Below are 16,421 nucleotides of genomic sequence, written 5' to 3'. Positions count from 1 at the left end.
CGGTGGTGTTCATCGAATGCCGGTTGCCTGGGCCTCTAACAAAATGGTCTGAGACTGCCACTCCAATCCGGTCGTCCACCCCCGGGCCCATTCGGTGGCGGGGTCGCTGACAGGTCAGCGCCGTCAGGCGAGTATCCCCGCCATGCACAGACCTCTGCAGATCCTCGCCGGCCTCACCAGCTTGTTTGCCCTGCATGCCGCCGAAATCACCTCGGACGACCGCTTCGTTTCGATCGGGAACGAATCGCTGAGGCTGACCTACGACCTGAAAAACGGCACCTACTCGGGCACCGACCTCGCCACCGACGTGGCCGTGTTCGCCAACGCCCGCTTCACGGTCGATGAGATGGGCTGGAAGCAACCGGAGGGCGTCACCCGCGGCTGGGAGCAGGCCAAGGTTGCCGATGAACTCGGGAGCTGGAGCCAGGTCAGCATCACCGAGATCCCCAACGGCGGCTACCGCCCGACCAAGACCCTGCATCTCCGCGTCCACGAAACCCTGCCCTACGCCGTGCTCGGCTTCTCGGTGAAGAACCACCGCGAGATCGCCGCACGGGTCTGCCGCATCGGCATCATCGACAAGGCGAAGTTCCTGCCGAATAGCAAACTCGACAAGCCGCAGTTGCTCAAGGGTGGGGCCGGCGCCGCGCCCAACCGGGTCGAGACCGGCACCGAAATCGAGGCCTTCAACAACCTGCTCGTCACCGGGAAGATCGACGGACGCCGCCACTCGCTGGTCGTCGGCGGCCTGCACTACCGCGACTTCCTGCGGAAAATCCAACTCGGCGGCAAGCACGGCGAACTGACCGTGACCATCGAGGATCCCCAGGGGAAACGGATCGAACCCGGCACCACCTACGACGCGGTCGACACGGTGTTCCTCGACTTCTCGACCGCCGACCCCTTCACCTCGCTGGAAACCTACGGCATGGCGGTCCGCACGGCCAATGACGCCAGGCCGAAGATCTACGACTACCCGACCCTCTGCGGCTGGATGGTTTCCACCGGCAGCTACGGCGAAGGCCGCCCGCTCAACAACTCGCGGGAACTGGTCGGCCAGATGGAGATCGCGAAGGAGTCCGGGATCCTGAACTACACCCCGGTCGGCATCCGCCTCGAGCCCGACTACTACTGCAACCGCAACACCGGCGACACGCAGCAGGGCTGGTGGAACGACGAGTACTGGGCGAAGTACGAGTCACTGGTCGAACCCTACGAAACCTTCGGCAAGTTCTGCGGCAAAATCCGCGAGCTGGGCGGCATCCCCTTCACCTACATCCAGACCAACATGCCGTCGAACGACTTCGCCCTGGCCCACCCGGAGTGGATGCTCAACAACGACATCACCCGCCTCCACGCCGAGCACCGGCACCACATGCCCTTCGTGAAGTTCGACTTCACCGACCCGGGCTTCCAGGAGCACACGCTGAAGATGTGGCAAAGGCTGCGGAAGCAGGGGCTGCTGGGCATCAAGTTCGACTACCCCGAGTCCGGCTGGTGCCTGGACGGCGGCTTCGAGGACAAGACCCACACCACCACCACCGCCTACCGCAAGATCTTCGAGCTGTGCCGCGAGGGGCTGGGAGAGGAAGGCTACATTCACGAGCGCAACCTCGGCGAGTATGGGACACCTTGCCTCGACGTCACCGCCGGCATCGTCGACCTCCAGCGGGTATGGGGCGACGCCTCGCACTTCGAGCCCGAGATGGCCTCACGCATCGGTTTGCGCTGGTACAAGAACCGCAGCGTCTTCGGCTACTACCCCGACGGCAAATCGTTCAAGAAGCTCGATACCGACCAGCGCCGCACCATGCTGACCCTTGTCGGCCTGATCTCCGGGCGCATCGAACTCGGCACCTCCTTCGGCCGCATGAAGCCCGAGGAGCAACGCGACCTCACCCGCCTCTACCCGATGTTCCCCGGCACCCGCTCGTTCCGTCCGGTCGACATGCTGGTCGAGGGCCGGCTCGACCCCGCCGTCTATGCCTACCAGGTCGAGGATGGCTGGACGCAGCTGATCCTCTGCAACAACCACGACGAGGCTGCCACCATCAGCACGCCGATCGCCGGCGACATGGCCGAAACCGGCTCGCTCGGACTCGACGCGGATGCCAGCTACTACCTCTACGACTTCTGGAACGACAAGTTCCTCGGCGAAATCAAGGGCGGCGCCTCGGTATCCCAAAAGCTCCAGCCGCGACACGCCCTGGTGTACTCGCTGCGCGAAAAGAAAAACCACCCGCAGGTGCTTTCCACCAACCGCCACGCGATGCAGGGCATGGTCGATCTCGCCGACGTCCGCTGGGATGCGGAAAAGAAGGTCCTGTCCGGCACCGCCAAGGTCGTTGGTGGCGAGCCCTTCGTCATCACGATCGCCAGCAACGGGCACAAGGTCGACACCGCCAGCTCCGGCCACGAGGTGACCGACCAGGGCTTGACCCGGCTCACCCTGGCTTCCCAAAAGAACGCCAACGTGCCGTGGTCGGTCCAATGGAAGAAGTAGCACCGCAACCGAACGAACACGACGAACCTCATTTTGCTTCCTGGAAGTCCTGCGGACCTGCCAGTGGCATGACCGTCCCGGTCATGGACGGCAAGGTGCGACAGGCCGTCAGCCCTCGCAGTGAATCCCGGACCTCGGACCCTCTGAATGAGATCGGATGATGCAGGCCGGGTCACCGGTTCATGACCGGGACGGTCATGCCACAGACAGGTGGGCGGGAGCTGCTGATTACTTCGCGTCTCCCCGCAGTTGGCGGGGGAAATCCATCGCGCCGTGGAGGATTCTCACGATCTGGAGGACCGTGCCTTCCATCCGGAAAAGAATGACATGCTTGGCCTGTGCCGCGATTCGGCAGCCAGGGAAAAGATCGTCGCGTTGCCGCCAACGGGTCGGACCGGCAAGGATCTCTTCAAACTTTCCCCACAGGTCGTCGAGGTAGCGCTGTTCCTGTTCCGCTCCCCACGTTCCGAGGGTGTAGCTGCGGATCGACTGGAGCTCGGACACCGCGGCCCTGGTGAACTCAAGGGTCATTCAGCCGACCGGGCCAGAGCCTCGAACTCATCCTTGCTCCGGACCCGGACGGTTTCCCCTGCTTCCAACTGAGCGAAGCCGATCGCCGCCTCCCGCTTCAGCCACTCGTTCTCCGCCTCGTGCTTGAGGGTCAGGCGAAGCGCCTCGCGGATCACCTCACTGGCGTTGTTGTAAAGGCCCGAAGCGACCTTCTCCTTCACCGCCCGATCCAGTTCCGGAGTGAGTGAAACATGCATGCACCAAGGCATCACTGATGACAAACATTGTCAATCTTTGAAGAGACGCCAACCAGGGCATCGACACTTGGAGTTGGGGAACCACGAACGGGCACGAATTCACACGAATCCTGACAACCCCCTTCCGAGCCGACTCGTCCCCAAGCGGAGAAGCGTTTGGGCCATCGACGTTCCACCGTTCTGGGGTCGCATGGATCGAGATTCGCGTCCATTCGTGTCCATTCGTGGTTCAATTTCCCCAATGGAGATGCTCTGCCCCGCCAGCCGAGGAGTGATGGTGTCCGGTCACTCCTCTGCCATCTCCGCCACGCTCGGCGGCAGGGTGGCTTCCTCAAGCCACACGCTCAGGTGCCCGGACGGTGCGGCCGGCTTGTTCTTGTGACCATTCTGACGGAGAAAGCCCTTCAGCGCGATGGTCACCTCCTTGCCGGAGACTTCCCCGGCGAGGTCGCCGAAGAGATAAACACCCCGCGCAGCACCCCCGCCCTTGTAGTAGCCACCGGTCATCTCGCTGACGGGCTTGCCGTTGACGTGGAGCGCAAATCCTTCGCCCGACCAGCCGTGGCCGGCACCGCCGACAATGATGCGGTAACGCTTGCCATCCTCAAAGGCCGGAACCTTGAAGGTCTGGCGCATCAACAGCACCTCCTTGTCCCACAGGGTGTTGGGCGTGATGTGGCAGCCGCAATGCGGGACCCTGCAGCCGGCAATGAGAGCCTCCTGCCTGCCGTCCTTCTGGCCAAAGGGCGCCTTGCCGGTTTTCCAACCCGCCTTGGTCGGATCGAAACCCGGCGCCGTCCAGTCCTCGGAGCCCTTCGGCAGCGTGACCTCACGATAGCGATCGCCCTCGGGACTCTCCTTCTTCTCGGCGGGATCAAACGTGAGATACGCCCACTCCGCCGTCTGCATTTCCGGACCGAAGCGCTTCCACGAGTAGTCCTCGATGCCGGCCATCTCGTAGAGCTCCAGTAGTTGGTCGAACTGGCTGCGCAACTGCGGCGTCGGCTTCTCTGGAGGCGTCGCATTGATGATGTTCTCGATCGCCAAACCGCCCCGGCGGTAGACCGGAGTCCCGGGGGCCCCGGCCACGTACTCGGGGATCAGCTTGTCGAGAACGATGGGGCGCAGCGCATCCCGCATCTTCTCGAACTGCTCGTTCGTCGCCAGCTCCATGTCCGGAATCGCGGTCACCGATGGATCCATCGCGCCGTCCGGATACTCGACCTCGCCTCCATGCAGCTCGACCATCGCCCGGCCCAGCGCGTCACCGGTCAGCATGTAGGTCTCGCCGTTGTGATGATAGTGGTAGTTCTGATTCTTCGGGGAAACCTCGGGGCCGCGCCAGAAGGGGCGGGTGTCGATGGTCTTGACCGTGCCCGCCAAATCGGGATGACGCTCGGGGTCGGCCACCGCCTTCTGCGCCTCAAGGATCTTGACGTAGTGCTCCGGCATGTTCTCGCCCTCGAAGCCCACCGTCGCGATCGCCCACTTGGCTTCCGGCGCCTCGAACTCCTTGCGCCAGGCCTTGATCAGGTTGACCAGGTTCTTCTCGTAGTTCGCGTTGTGACCGGGGTTCGGTCCGTCCTTGTGGCCCTGCCACCAGACGAAGCCCGCGACCTCGAAGCCCTGGTCCGCATACTCGGGGTATTTCTCATCGAAGTTGTCGAGCACCGCGCGGATGGCGGCCGTGTACTCGTCGTACTGCTTGCCGGCATACCAGCCCTCGCCATCCCACTTCACCACCTTGCCGTCGGCATCGAGCTGCTCCTTGTAGCCGGGGTAGTTCGTGCCCTCGTAAGTGTAGCTTTCGCTGCCGGGCGGCAGGATGTCCCAGCCGAGGCTGCGGTTGCCGATGTCGGCCTTCATCACGATCACCGGCTCGTCGTGGAACTCGCCCATCACATAGCCAAAGCCCAGTTCGGGTCCGAAGCTCGGTCCGCAGGCCGGAGCGCTCAGCGGGTCGCTCTTGCCCTTGCCCATGTAGGCATCGTTGAGCATCACGTCGTGGCGCACGGTCCACTCGCCCTTTTCGTCGAGCAGGTAGGGGAAGCGCCCCAGTTTCTCGACCGCCCAGCGGAGGTCGCCCATGCCTTCCAGATCGACCTTCTCCATCCACAACGCACCCGATCCACCGCCCTTGGCGTAGGTGATGGCCAGCTCGTGCCGCTTGCCCTTGGTCAACTTCACCGCACTCCCCTCCTCGACCACTGCATCATCGACCTTCACTTCCCGGGCTCCCGCCGGGTGGATCCGGTAGCTGCCGTCGAAGGGTACTTCGACAAAGGTCTTCACCTCGAGGATCTGGTTCGCCTCGGTGGCAGGGAGTTCCAGCGTGGAACTTCCGAAGGCCGGCAGGTGGACGTTGCTGACGTTCACTTTCGTTTCGTTGGGTGCCGGAATTTCCATGCCCACCAGGAATCCGACAGCGCCCGCCTCGGACCCGGCATCGGCGTGCTTGTAGAGCTTGAGCGGCACCATCGCGGCGTTGCTCTTGTTCAGCGACAGCTTGCACGGCGTCGCCGAAGGATCCGCCGAAAGGAAGACGCTCGAGTAGAACGGCGTCGATCCCTCGACCTTGCCGAAGCCGAGCATGTTCGACTGGCCGGAGAGGATGTAGACCTTCACCGGCTTGTTGCTGGCTCCCTTGTCGGCCGGATCCGGCGCGGGCAGGTCGACAGGGATGACATCGGCGGCCAGCGCCATGCCGGAGAGCAGGGAAAGGACCGGCAGGATGACCTGCCTGCCAAGGAGCGCGCGCGAGGGTTTCGAATCGGTTTTCGTCGTCATGTCGTTTGATGGTCAGTCGGGCTTCCCGAGTCGATCTCCGATTTCCTCGAGCACCTTGGCGCTCGCCGGGAGAATTCGTCCCTCGGGATCGGGGCCGACGTTGAGAAGAAAGTTTGAATTCCGCGCCTGGGCGCTGGCCATGTGCTTCATGATGCCCTCGGTCTTCGCCACACGCGTGCCCTCCTTCCAGAACCAGCCGCTCTCCAGCTTCCAGCAGGTCTCGCCCGGAGCCGTGTTGCCCTCCGGAAAGTGCCGCGTCTCCTTGACCGCGATGTCGGTGAACAGGGTGCCCTTCTTCCCCCAGCTCCACCAATTGGAACTGGTGAGGACTCCGGGACCCAGCTCCCGGGCAAAGGCCACTGCCTCCGGCTGGGTCATGATCCGGTCATCGAGCGCGTCGTTCCAGATGTAGAAGGCCTGGGGATAGCGCTCGACCAGTTCGGCGATCTGCTTCTTCTGAAATTCAATCTGCGCCTTGAGATCGTGCTCCGCCGGATCGCACTCCGGCGGCAGCACCTTGAAGGGGGCCTTGAAACCCGGACTACGCCAGCAGTAGTAGAGGCCGACCTTGAGCCCGCGACTGGTGAAGGACTCGACGAACTGCGCCACCAGGTCCTCCTGATAGGGGCAGTCGGGATGCATCACGTCGTAGGTCGTGTACTTGCTGTCCCACAGGCAGAAGCCAGCGACGTGCTTGGTGGTCAGCACGCCATACTTCATGCCGGCCGCCACCGCCGCCTCGGCCCACGCGTCGGTGTCCACCCTGCCGCCCGGATCAAAGGTCGAGGGGTCCGGATATCCCTCCACCCACTGCGCCCCGTGATAGGTGGCCATGTTGTAGTGGATGAACATGCCGAACCCGAGTTCCAGAAACTCCGCCTGCAGCTGCTCGACGGACTTCGGCGGATCGGCGGAAACCGGCGAGGCCAGCAATCCAACCATCATCAGCAAGACAACTCGGGGTTTCATCATCACGTTCATCAGAGAAGGGCGGACGGCAGTGTGCCCCGTCTCATACGCTGCGAACGGCTACATCTTGCCACACCCGCCAACATGGCCGGGATCCGTCTAGGATCCCCCGCGAAGCCCGGTGCCGGCATACTTCGAAAGTTCAGTCGCCAACTCGGCTGCGAGGTCCGGACGGACGGCAATCAGGTTGTCCTGCTCGCCGGGATCCTTGGAGAGATCGTAGAGCTCGGGTTCGTCGCCACCGATGTATTTCAAAGAACCACGGCGCAGGGCCCGCGTCCGGTGCGTCTGGGTCAGGATGTGCTCGGCCCCCTTTGGATCCTTCCCGAGCAGGGTCGGCAGAAGATCACGGCTGTCCGCAGCCGCGCCTTCGGGAAGGTCCCGGCCGAGAAGCTGTGCCAGGCTGCCGAGCAGGTCAGCCTGTGAAAACAGGGCACCACTCACTCCGGGCCTCACCCGCTCCGGCCAGCGGACGATGAAGGGCACCCGCGTCCCGCCTTCATGAATCTTGTACTTGCCACCGCGAAACGGCCCGGCAGCGCGGTGGCCCCGGTCGACGCCTCCGGAGCCCTTCGTCTCGCAGCCGTCGAGGTATCCCCCGTCGATGTAGACCGGTCCGTTGTCGCTGGTGAGGATGACCAGCGTATCGCTGGCCAACCCCTCCTTCTCAAGCAGTTCGAGGATGGCGCCAACGCTCCAGTCGAAGGATACCATCGCATCGCCGCGCAGGCCTTGGTCGCTCACGCCACGAAAGCGCGGATGCGGCCAGCGCGGCGCATGGATGTCGTTGGCCGAGAAGAACAGGAAGAAGGGCCCGCCGGCATGCCCGCGAATGAACTTCCCAGCCTCGCGGACCAGATCATCCGCGATGTCCTCGTCACGGAAAAGCGCCGCCATGCCGCCGCGCATGTAGCCGATGCGACCGAGTCCGTTGATCACCGTGCCGGAGTGCGCCGCGTCGCCGGGGTAGGCGGTGATGGCTTCCGGTTGCAGGCGGGCGTCGGGATACACGGTCCCCGGAACTTCGTCGGGAATCCGGCGACCCCGCCGAACCGTGATCGGGTCCGCCGGATCGAGGTTCACCACCCGACCGCCCTCCACGTAAACGCAGGGCAGTCGGTCGTTGGTCGCGGGTAGAATGAAGTGGTGATCGAATCCGATCGCCTCGGGACCGGGCTCGATCCGGCCGTTCCAGTCGATCGCCTCGTCATCGAGCCCGAGGTGCCACTTGCCGATGACGGCCGTCCGGTATCCAGCCTGCTGAAACAAGTCCGCCAGCGTGAACTGCCCGGGATCGATCAGCATGTTGGCCAACCCGTGCGCGATGCCCGTCCCGGGCTTGCGAAATGCCATCTCGCCGGTCAGCAGCGTGTAGCGGGACGGAGTGCAGGTCGCGGCAGCGCAATGCGCATCGGTGAAGCGCAGGCCCTGCGCCGCGAGCGCATCGATGCGGGGCGTCGGGATCTTGGTCGCGCCATACACCCCCACATCCCCGTATCCGACGTCGTCACCATAGATGATGACCACGTTGGGGCCGCGGCCTGCCGCGTCCTGCGTCACGGCTTCGCCTGGCCCTGCCAACAGGCAGAAACTCAGGACTGGAAGGAGCCACATGTTCACTCCGCAACGGGTGTGAGGGTGAGTTTCCGCAGCTGGATCGGATTCCAATGGTCGGGCATGGGCTTGAGTTCGATCACGGCTTCCTCCGCCGGCAGCTCGATTTCACCCATCGGCATGGTTTCCCAGCTGAGTCCGTCTCCGGTGGCCGGAATCTCGACCGTCTGCGACGACTCGCCCACCTTGAGCGAAAGCTTCGCCGGCACGGCGGCGGCGACTTCAGCCTCGACCTTCCACTTCGCAGCCTTGCCGGTCTGCACCCGGTACTCGACGCGGTAGTTCGGGAGTTTCCAGTCGGTGAGGTAGGCCGCCGCTCCGGTGCCTTCGACCTGGATGTTGCCGCCGACCGCACCGAAGGCATCCGCGTCGAGCGCGAGCAGCGTGAGCGTGCCGTCGGCATCCGGCGTGGCGTAGGGCTGCTGGGTGACGGTGAGCGGGCCGGGAAACTCAAGGCGCGCGACCGAGATGTCGGGATCGGTGGCACCGCCGGGCAGATGCACCACCACGCCGTCGACGGTGCGCTCGGCAGTGACCGTGGCACCTCCCTTCAGCATGACACCGGCGGAAGGCAGCTCCTTCAGCGTGGGGAGCAGGATCTTCCCATCCGCAGGCCAGTCCCAGATGTGAAGGTAGAGGGTGGTGCCGCCGTTCTCACCGGCCCTCTGCGTCACGCGTCCCCACGGCAGGCGCCGCGGGAACGGGCTCGCCTGGGTGGCGTGGATGGCCTCGGCGTTGACGTCCATCCAGCGGGCGATCGCCTCGAGGCGGTCGATGCTTTCCTGCGGAATGGAGCCATCGGCACGTGGACCGATGTTGAGCAGCAGGTTGCCACCCTTGCTGGCGATGTCGGACAGCATGCGGATGAGCCGTTGCGAACTCTTCCAGTTGCGGTCGTTCACCTTGTAGCCCCAGGTGTCGTTCATGGTCATGCAGACCTCGAACATTTTCCCGGGAAAGCCGCGCGGGGGGATGTGCTGCTCGGGCGTGCTGGTGTCGCCCTCGAACCCCGGGCCGAGGCGGTTGTTGTTGATGATGTCCGGGTGCCCGGCCACCAGCGCGGCAAACGGGGCGACGCGCTCCTCGGTCATCAGGACGGGTGTGTCCCACCAGATGATGGCGGGGTCGTAGCGCTCGATGATCTCCCGCGCCTGCGGCAGGGCGATGGTCTTGAGATACTCGTCGAAGTCGCCCTTCTGGGCGGGGTCCCACACCTTGCCGGGAGTGCCGCTGGTCGCACCGCCGGGGTGGACCCAGTCCTGCGCCTGCGAGTAGTACAGACCGAACTTCATGTCGCGCTTGCGCACCGCCTTGGCCAGCGGCGCGAGCAGGTCGCGCTTCGCCCCGGATGCCATCACGTCCCAATCGGTGACCGCCGAATCGTAGAGCGCGAAGCCGTCGTGGTGCTTGGAGGTGATGACGACGTACTTCATGCCCGCGCGGGCTGCGAGATCGGCCCACGCTTCCGGGTCGTATTTCGCGGCGGTGAACTCCGGCGCGTATGACTTGTATTTCTCCACCGGGATCTTGCGGAAGCGCATGATCCACTCGCCGATGCCCTTGATCGTCTCGCCCTCCCACTCGCCCGCGGGGACGGCATAGACGCCCCAGTGAATGAACATCCCGAAGCGCGCCTCGCGGAACCACTGGGTGCGGTCGGCTTCCTCATCATCTTCAGCCAGGGCCGGCATGACGAGAGCGGAAATGATGCAAAGCGCGGTGAGGATGAATTTCATGAGACCGGTTGCCGGCGGCATTCACCGTCCGCCGGTACTGAGTTCAAACATTGCATCGCCGATGGCCTTGCCAATGTCGAGATAGCTTTCGGCATTTCCGAAATAATGGCTCGCGTTGCCGCCCGGAGAAACCTCCCGGCTGCGGAGAAACGGGCGGGTGTCGATGGCAGCCGCGTGGTCGATCGATGCCGAAATGCCAAGTTGGGCCTCGCGCACAGCCCCGGCATACGTGCCCTCCCAGCCGAGGGCGGCGACGACGACCGGCAGTTCCGGTAGGCCCAGGTCCTTGCGCAGGTCGCGGATCAGGTTCGGAAGGTGCTTCCCATACTCTTCCGCCATGCGCGCGGAGGAGGCATCGGCGATGCCTTGGAACCAGACCATGCCGGCGAGTTCGACCGGCTGTCCCCGGTAGCCGGGATAGTAGCGGTCCATGTCGGCGAGCGTCTTTTTCACACCGTTGACCAACTCCATGTATTCCTGACCGCTCATCAGATAAGTTCGGGGGTCGAGCCATTCGTCGATGTGCTTGAGGCCGGTGCCGGTGTGTTCGGCGTTGCCGGGGTTCTTGTAGACATTTGCCCTGCCCTCGAAGTGCTTCATCACCGCGCCCTGATAACTCCCGGTGATTGAGTCGCCGATGAGCAGGACGCGTGGCAGCGGCTTGCCCGCATTCGGGTGGGCGGCGAGCGCGGCCTCGATCGCCTCGATGGCCTTCGGCGCGAGGTTGCCGGTGCTGTGGACGTCGGCCTTCTTCGGGTAGCCCTGGCGGATCGACTCGGCGTGCAGGTCGTTGATGCGCACGCCGTTTTCCTTCATGATCTTCTCCGCGACGGCATTGTAGCGGGAGGGATCCTCCTTGAAGCGGCCGGGCAGGTCCTCGTGCATCGGCGTGATCGTGCCCCAGACCAGCGTGGCGCCGGTCGCCTTCATCTTCCTCACCAACTCGCGCAGGTTCCTGTCGAATACATCCAGCGGGGTGGTCAGCTTGCCGTTGAACTTGTCGCTGTGCCATTTGTCGCCCGGCTTCGGGTCGCGGTAGGCCATGTCCCAGACGCCCCAGTTGAAATGGATGACGTCCCACTTGGCATCCTCCACCGGCACACCGCCGCTGGAGGGCGGCAGGTAGTCGTGGGCCAGCGAGCGGGAGCCACGGCGGAACGACGAGGCATGGGTGCCGAAACGCAGCAGCATCAACGGTTCCTCGAATTGATCCCCGAGCACGTGGCCGAGCGCCTGCTCGATGCCGATCATCCCGCGCGGCTCCCGTCCGCCGTAGGCGACATCGCCGACCTTGAGGAAATGCCCGGCGCTTTCGGTGTTGTTGTGGATCGGGTGAGCGTCGATGAGGACGACGTCGTCGCGCATAGCCCAGCCGCCGCCGGGGTTCTTCAAAAACGACCACTCCGGCTGGTTGCGGACGACGGTGTCGAGGGTGCCGGGCTTGTCGAGCAGGGGAATGCGGAAGGCGTGGCCCGGCTTACCGAAGAAGATGGTGCGGAAGGCATGCCGCTGCCCGGGCTGGAGCTTGACCGGCGTAACGGTCGCCGCCGCCTGTCCCGGCTCGCGTCGATACGCCTCGGTGCCATTGACCGTCGTCACGTTGAAGGCCGAATCCCCGTGCCCGGGGCGGAACTCGTAGTGGCCCTCGAAGGGCACCTCGACCCAGCCGCGCAGCACGGTGGTGTGACCGTCCAGCATCGCCACCCCGGGAAAAGGCGTGAAGGGTACCGGCTCGCGGCCGCGCCGCTTGGGGTGAATCCGGCGCGTGCGTTGCTCACCCAGTTCGACGAGGCCGGCGGCGACCGGCTCGAGCGTGTCGTAATCGGCCGACGGCGACCAGGCACCGGCATAGACCGTGCAGTGGACGTGCTTCTTCTCCTCGTCGGCGGTCGCTTTCGGATTCGGATAGAAGGCATCGGTCACTCCATCGGTGCCGCCGTCGATCGGTGCCTGCTCGAGGACGAGCTCGTCGCCGGCGAGGATGATCGCCCGGATCGGTCCCGGCGATGCGCCCATCGCCGGGCCGGACAGGAACACCAGGGGGAGCACAATCGCGCGGAGGAGACAGCGGGAATCCATCATGAGACCCGGGGATCAGGGAATCGCCTTCCGGATCGCCAGCGTCGGCCCGGGGAGCACCGGGTGGCGGTGGCTGGCGATGCCGTGCACCAGACCGGCCTCGCCGGTCTCGGCGGTGTCGCGGACGACGATCAGCGTAAGCGTCGATCCCGCCCGTTCCCGCAGGTAACCGGCGAGGGTTTCACCATCGATGCCGAAGCGTCCCCGTTGCACGCCCTGCGGCACCACGAAGGTGCCGAGCTTGCGAAGCTGATCCGGATGGATTGCCGCCGATCTGTCGTCCATATTGGCCGGGGCGTTGTGCGGGCGGAGGCCGTTCTCGTCCCACGGCTCGTCGTCGCCCGCCAAGCCGTAAACGGTGAAGGTCGCATCCGGGAGGTGCGATGCCAGGCCCAGCCCGGTCGGGGTGAAGTGAACGATCAGTTCGGCCGAGCCGATGCCTGCGGCGTCGATGCCGGTGAGGTCGAAGCCGAGGTAGGCGTTGCGTTGGAACCCGGTGTCCTCGCGTTTCAGATACAGCAGCACGTCGGAATCTGTTTCGAGAATCGGGCCGATGTAGGCGTCCTTGGAGGCTTCGATCAGGCTCCAGCCCGGCCCTTGAGACATGGCCGCGTCGGGCTCCGAGCTGATCCGCTCCTGCAAGCCGTCGGTCACCGGCCCCGTGGTGCGGCCATCGACGGAACCGCGCTGGCCGGTCTTCAGGGCGACCACTTCGCCGGTGGAGGCGTTCTCGACATCGACCAGTCCCTCGAAGACCTGCGTCAGGGTCCTGCCGGTGGCGGGATCGACGCTCACGGCGAAACGCGTGCCGTGGTCGATCACCCGGGCCGACGGGGTCTCGATGCGGAAACCGATCGCCGAGTCGGGAATGTTCGCCACCGCGGTGCCGCGGGTGACCCGGCAGTTCATCGCGTCGAGCAGCGTCAGTTCGACCGGGCCCTCCAGCGACACCTCGGCCCCGGAATCGAAGCGCAGGATCACCAAGCCCTGCTCAAGCCGCAGACTCCCCGATCCGAGCCGGGCACCTTCGGCAGTCGGCAATTCGCAGCTTTCCCAAGTCGCGCCGCTGACCGTCTTCAGGGTGGCAAAGCTTCCGTCCTTCCTCCAGCCGAAGACCAGCAGCAGCGCCAAACAGGCAGCGGCGGCAGTGATCGCGGCCGGAACCCACGGGCGGCGCGAGGTGGCAGCGGACCGTCCCGGTCCGGTCACCGGCATCGATTCCACCTCGCGGCCACCGGTGTATTCGAGGTGCAGCCGGGCGTGCAGGTCCATCAACTCGCGATAGTGGCGGCGGGCATCCGCGCTTCTCTCCAGGATCCCGTTGAGGGCGCGGCGCCCGGCCTCGTCGAGCTGGCCGTCGAGCGCCTCGGCCATCAGCCGGCGGAGTTCCCTTTCGTTGAAATCCGGTGTCTTCATGGGGCGGTCTCCCTCATTTTGGAGCTGATGCAGACTTGCAGCAGTTCGCGCAGGCGCATCAGGGTCATCTTCATCGCGCTTTCGCTCTTGCCGCAATCCGTCGCCAGCTTCCTCACCGGCACCTGGTCGTCGTAGCGGCTCTTGATCAGGCGGCGCTGATCATCGTCCAACTGGCCGAGGCAGTCGCGCAGCGCGAGCTTGCGCTCGTTCTCGTCGAAGCAGGCCCGCTCTTCCTCCTCGGCGATCAGCGCCAGCAGTTCCTCGCCGAGCAGGCTCGGACCCCGTTTTCGGTCGCGCAGGAAAGCCATGGCCTGGAAATACGCGCACTTCCGCGCCCACGCCCCGAAGTCGGTGCCGGGCGTGAAGGTGTCCATCCGGCGCCACATCACCAGATTGGTCTCCTGCAGGACGTCGCGTGCATCGTGCAGGTTGCCAAGCAAGGTCACGAGGTAGCCGAAGAGGCGGTTCTGCCAGTCGGTCAGCTCGTAGACGAATTCCTTGTCGGGCTCGGGCATGGTGAAATGAAGAACCCCGGAGGAGACCGTGACGGCTCCACCGGGGTGAACGCTAGCTCCGGGAAGCCGCAGGATCAATCACCGGCGGCGGCGCAGGAGTCCGAGAAGACCGAGACCACCGAGCAGGGCGATGGAGGGCTCGGGGATGGCGCTTACTTCGCCAAGTAGTTGGATGTCGTCGAAGAAGTGCGTCCGCCCACTGGTGCGGGTAGAACTTTGGCTGCTCGCATCGCTCACATAGAAGCGGAACTCTACGGTGGTGTCAGTCAGTCCCTGGAAGGAAGACCCCGACAAGTCGGCGATGATAGTTTGTTCAGCTAACGTACCACTATTTCCCGTCATTATCGTGGAATCGGAGAGCACATCGCCACTGGTGAAACCGGTAAGACTTGTAGCGATGCCGACACCAAAGTAGTAGGAGGCCAGCGCCGAGTAATCATATTGGATTGAGGTCAAATCGACCACTACGCTATCCGGGATGGTGAGGGTGAAGCCAAAATACCAATTATTGGTTACTGCATTGCCCATCGCTTCACCAATCGTATCATTACTCGCTACAGTGGGCGTGGGCGAGGTGACAGAGGCCCCGACCCACAGGTCACCGTCGCTGAATGTCGCACCGCTAAGACCCGATCCCCGAGTCACATCGCTCATGCTGGTGGAAGATTCGATGTCGCTGCTCGCGGGCGAGTCACCTTCGAACTCATAATGGGCGATCGTCACTGCTTGGCTAGTAGCCGCTAGGACTGAAATAAGGCCGACGATTAGAAATGGTTGGTTCATAGAATTTTTGCGTTTTCCAGACCTCAAAGAAGAGATTCCACAGGTTCAGATACCGCCAGAACAGCCCGGGTCACAAATCTCCGGATTTTTCTGCGCTGGAATTTCAGTTTTGCGTGACGGCGACATTGACGAAGAGCTTGCTGACAGGCGTTCCGGTGACGGTGGCCGTGACGGTGGTGGTGCCGGCGACCGGAGTGTTGGGTGAAGCTGAGAAGCTCACCGTGGTGCCACCGCTGGCGGCTCCGTTGGGATGGAAGGTGGCCAGATCGGCGGACCACTGGTAAACGGCAGTCAGGTCGCTGGCCGGGGTGGCGTTCTGCGGGTGGGTAAAGGTGAAGGTGCCGGCTCCGGAATTCACGGTGCCGGCGATCAGTCCCTGCGAGAACGCGCCCGGTTCGGTGCCGAAGAAGTTTTCCACGCCGTTGTCGATGCCGTCGCCGTCGGGGTCATCGTTGAGGCCGGTGAGTCCCCCGAGTCCGGTGAAGCCGCCGATCCAGTCGCTGAAGTTGTTGCCGCCGGTGCCGCCAGAGGTGGTGTAGTTGATCACCAGCGTGAAGGGGCTGGGTTGGTCTTCGTCGGAGAAGCGGGTGTATTGGTTGGCACTGACCTCGGTGGACTGTTTGACGAGGAGGTTTACGGTGTTGTCACCGGCGAGGGCGTCTTCGACCAATGTCACGAATGCCGGTTCGGGAACAAAGGTTGCCACGGCATTGGCACTCACGCTGTGGCCGGTGACGGCGGCGACCCGCGTGCTCGGCGTGCCGCCGGCGGCCGTGTCGCCGGTTCCGTTGTCGCCATCGCCATCGGGGTCGTCCCAGTCCGCCGCAGCCTCGACAAACTCAAAGCCGTAGTCATGGACGTCGATGTCGAGCGATCCACCCGCGCCGTTCGCGTTGCGGTTGGTGCCCACCAGGGTCACGCCGACGATGTCGATCGTGCCAAGTGCCGCGAGCGATGAGGTGTCGAAGCGCAGCAATCCCCGCGCGGCGCTGCCGCCGGAGAAGCTGCCAACCAGCAGCTCGTCATCGGGATCGCCGTCCTGGGGACCATTGCCGGTCCGGAGGTAGGTATCGGCCACCACGGTGAGGTTCAGGGTGGCCGCGACCGTGAAATTCCAAGTGGCGTCATCGAGGATGCCGTCGAAGGGGTTGTCGTAGATATACTTCTCGGCATCATTATTTCGGATTTCTTGAGTGTGGCAGATATAGTCATCATTGCGGCTGCGTATTAACTCCCGATGATAGAATTGAAG

11 protein-coding genes and 1 pseudogene are annotated in these 16,421 nt (G+C 64.1%); 1 reads left to right on the top strand and 11 read right to left on the bottom strand.

Annotated elements, in window-relative coordinates; translation table 11 throughout:
* Positions 1-142 precede the first annotated feature (142 nt).
* Positions 143-2,503 (top strand): hypothetical protein, encoded by a 2,361-nt coding sequence (locus tag ACG2LG_RS20300; RefSeq protein ID WP_396262139.1) that lies wholly within the window; start codon positions 143-145, stop codon positions 2,501-2,503.
* 228 nt (positions 2,504-2,731) lie between these two features.
* Here ACG2LG_RS20300 and ACG2LG_RS20295 read toward each other — a convergent pair whose 3' ends face one another.
* The 11 genes and pseudogenes from ACG2LG_RS20295 to ACG2LG_RS20245 form a co-directional block, all read right to left on the bottom strand.
* Positions 2,732-3,034 (bottom strand): type II toxin-antitoxin system RelE/ParE family toxin, encoded by a 303-nt coding sequence (locus ACG2LG_RS20295; RefSeq protein ID WP_396262137.1) that lies wholly within the window; start codon positions 3,032-3,034, stop codon positions 2,732-2,734.
* Positions 3,031-3,270 carry a type II toxin-antitoxin system ParD family antitoxin gene (locus ACG2LG_RS20290; RefSeq protein ID WP_396262136.1) on the bottom strand — a complete coding sequence of 80 codons (240 nt, stop codon included), beginning with the start codon at positions 3,268-3,270 and terminating at the stop codon, positions 3,031-3,033. The genes ACG2LG_RS20295 and ACG2LG_RS20290 overlap by 4 nt, the downstream gene beginning before the upstream one ends.
* 285 nt (positions 3,271-3,555) lie before the next feature.
* Positions 3,556-6,057: a sialate O-acetylesterase gene (locus ACG2LG_RS20285; RefSeq protein WP_396262134.1), complete on the bottom strand. Its 2,502-nt coding sequence runs from the start codon at positions 6,055-6,057 to the stop codon at positions 3,556-3,558.
* A 12-nt stretch (positions 6,058-6,069) separates the two neighbouring features.
* Positions 6,070-7,026: an alpha-L-fucosidase gene (locus ACG2LG_RS20280; protein ID WP_396262133.1), complete on the bottom strand. Its 957-nt coding sequence runs from the start codon at positions 7,024-7,026 to the stop codon at positions 6,070-6,072.
* Between the two features lie 99 nt (positions 7,027-7,125).
* Positions 7,126-8,640 (bottom strand): sulfatase-like hydrolase/transferase, encoded by a 1,515-nt coding sequence (locus ACG2LG_RS20275; RefSeq protein WP_396262131.1) that lies wholly within the window; start codon positions 8,638-8,640, stop codon positions 7,126-7,128.
* A 2-nt stretch (positions 8,641-8,642) separates the two neighbouring features.
* Positions 8,643-10,376 carry an alpha-L-fucosidase gene (locus ACG2LG_RS20270; protein ID WP_396262129.1) on the bottom strand — a complete coding sequence of 578 codons (1,734 nt, stop codon included), beginning with the start codon at positions 10,374-10,376 and terminating at the stop codon, positions 8,643-8,645.
* Between the two features lie 21 nt (positions 10,377-10,397).
* Positions 10,398-12,458 (bottom strand): sialate O-acetylesterase, encoded by a 2,061-nt coding sequence (locus ACG2LG_RS20265; RefSeq protein WP_396262128.1) that lies wholly within the window; start codon positions 12,456-12,458, stop codon positions 10,398-10,400.
* Positions 12,459-12,470: 12 nt separating this feature from the next.
* Positions 12,471-13,871 carry a hypothetical protein gene (locus tag ACG2LG_RS20260; RefSeq protein WP_396262127.1) on the bottom strand — a complete coding sequence of 467 codons (1,401 nt, stop codon included), beginning with the start codon at positions 13,869-13,871 and terminating at the stop codon, positions 12,471-12,473.
* The gene (locus ACG2LG_RS20255) at positions 13,868-14,386 is read right to left on the bottom strand and encodes a sigma-70 family RNA polymerase sigma factor (RefSeq protein ID WP_396262126.1); all 519 of its coding nucleotides are present in this window, start codon (positions 14,384-14,386) and stop codon (positions 13,868-13,870) included. The genes ACG2LG_RS20260 and ACG2LG_RS20255 overlap by 4 nt, the downstream gene beginning before the upstream one ends.
* A gap of 78 nt (positions 14,387-14,464) precedes the next feature.
* Positions 14,465-15,169, bottom strand: a complete 705-nt coding sequence (locus tag ACG2LG_RS20250; RefSeq protein ID WP_396262124.1) for a PEP-CTERM sorting domain-containing protein — start codon at positions 15,167-15,169, stop codon at positions 14,465-14,467.
* A 103-nt stretch (positions 15,170-15,272) separates the two neighbouring features.
* Positions 15,273-16,421, bottom strand: a pseudogene (locus tag ACG2LG_RS20245) (hypothetical protein); the annotation flags it as partial.

The sequence above is a fragment of the Haloferula sp. A504 genome, assembly GCF_044385805.1.
GTDB lineage: Bacteria > Verrucomicrobiota > Verrucomicrobiia > Verrucomicrobiales > Akkermansiaceae > Haloferula.
Note: the sequence above shows the minus strand (reverse complement) of the source record. Positions and strands in the feature narration are given on the sequence as shown.

Excerpts from the sequence above, each read along its gene's own strand:
- ACG2LG_RS20300 (WP_396262139.1), top strand. The coding sequence starts at position 143 with ATGCACAGACCTCTGCAGATCCTCGCCGGCCTCACCAGCTTGTTTGCC.
- ACG2LG_RS20295 (WP_396262137.1), bottom strand. The coding sequence starts at position 3,034 with ATGACCCTTGAGTTCACCAGGGCCGCGGTGTCCGAGCTCCAGTCGATC.
- ACG2LG_RS20290 (WP_396262136.1), bottom strand. The coding sequence starts at position 3,270 with ATGCATGTTTCACTCACTCCGGAACTGGATCGGGCGGTGAAGGAGAAG.
- ACG2LG_RS20285 (WP_396262134.1), bottom strand. The coding sequence starts at position 6,057 with ATGACGACGAAAACCGATTCGAAACCCTCGCGCGCGCTCCTTGGCAGG.
- ACG2LG_RS20280 (WP_396262133.1), bottom strand. The coding sequence starts at position 7,026 with ATGAAACCCCGAGTTGTCTTGCTGATGATGGTTGGATTGCTGGCCTCG.
- ACG2LG_RS20275 (WP_396262131.1), bottom strand. The coding sequence starts at position 8,640 with ATGTGGCTCCTTCCAGTCCTGAGTTTCTGCCTGTTGGCAGGGCCAGGC.
- ACG2LG_RS20270 (WP_396262129.1), bottom strand. The coding sequence starts at position 10,376 with ATGAAATTCATCCTCACCGCGCTTTGCATCATTTCCGCTCTCGTCATG.
- ACG2LG_RS20265 (WP_396262128.1), bottom strand. The coding sequence starts at position 12,458 with ATGATGGATTCCCGCTGTCTCCTCCGCGCGATTGTGCTCCCCCTGGTG.
- ACG2LG_RS20260 (WP_396262127.1), bottom strand. The coding sequence starts at position 13,871 with ATGAAGACACCGGATTTCAACGAAAGGGAACTCCGCCGGCTGATGGCC.
- ACG2LG_RS20255 (WP_396262126.1), bottom strand. The coding sequence starts at position 14,386 with ATGCCCGAGCCCGACAAGGAATTCGTCTACGAGCTGACCGACTGGCAG.
- ACG2LG_RS20250 (WP_396262124.1), bottom strand. The coding sequence starts at position 15,169 with ATGAACCAACCATTTCTAATCGTCGGCCTTATTTCAGTCCTAGCGGCT.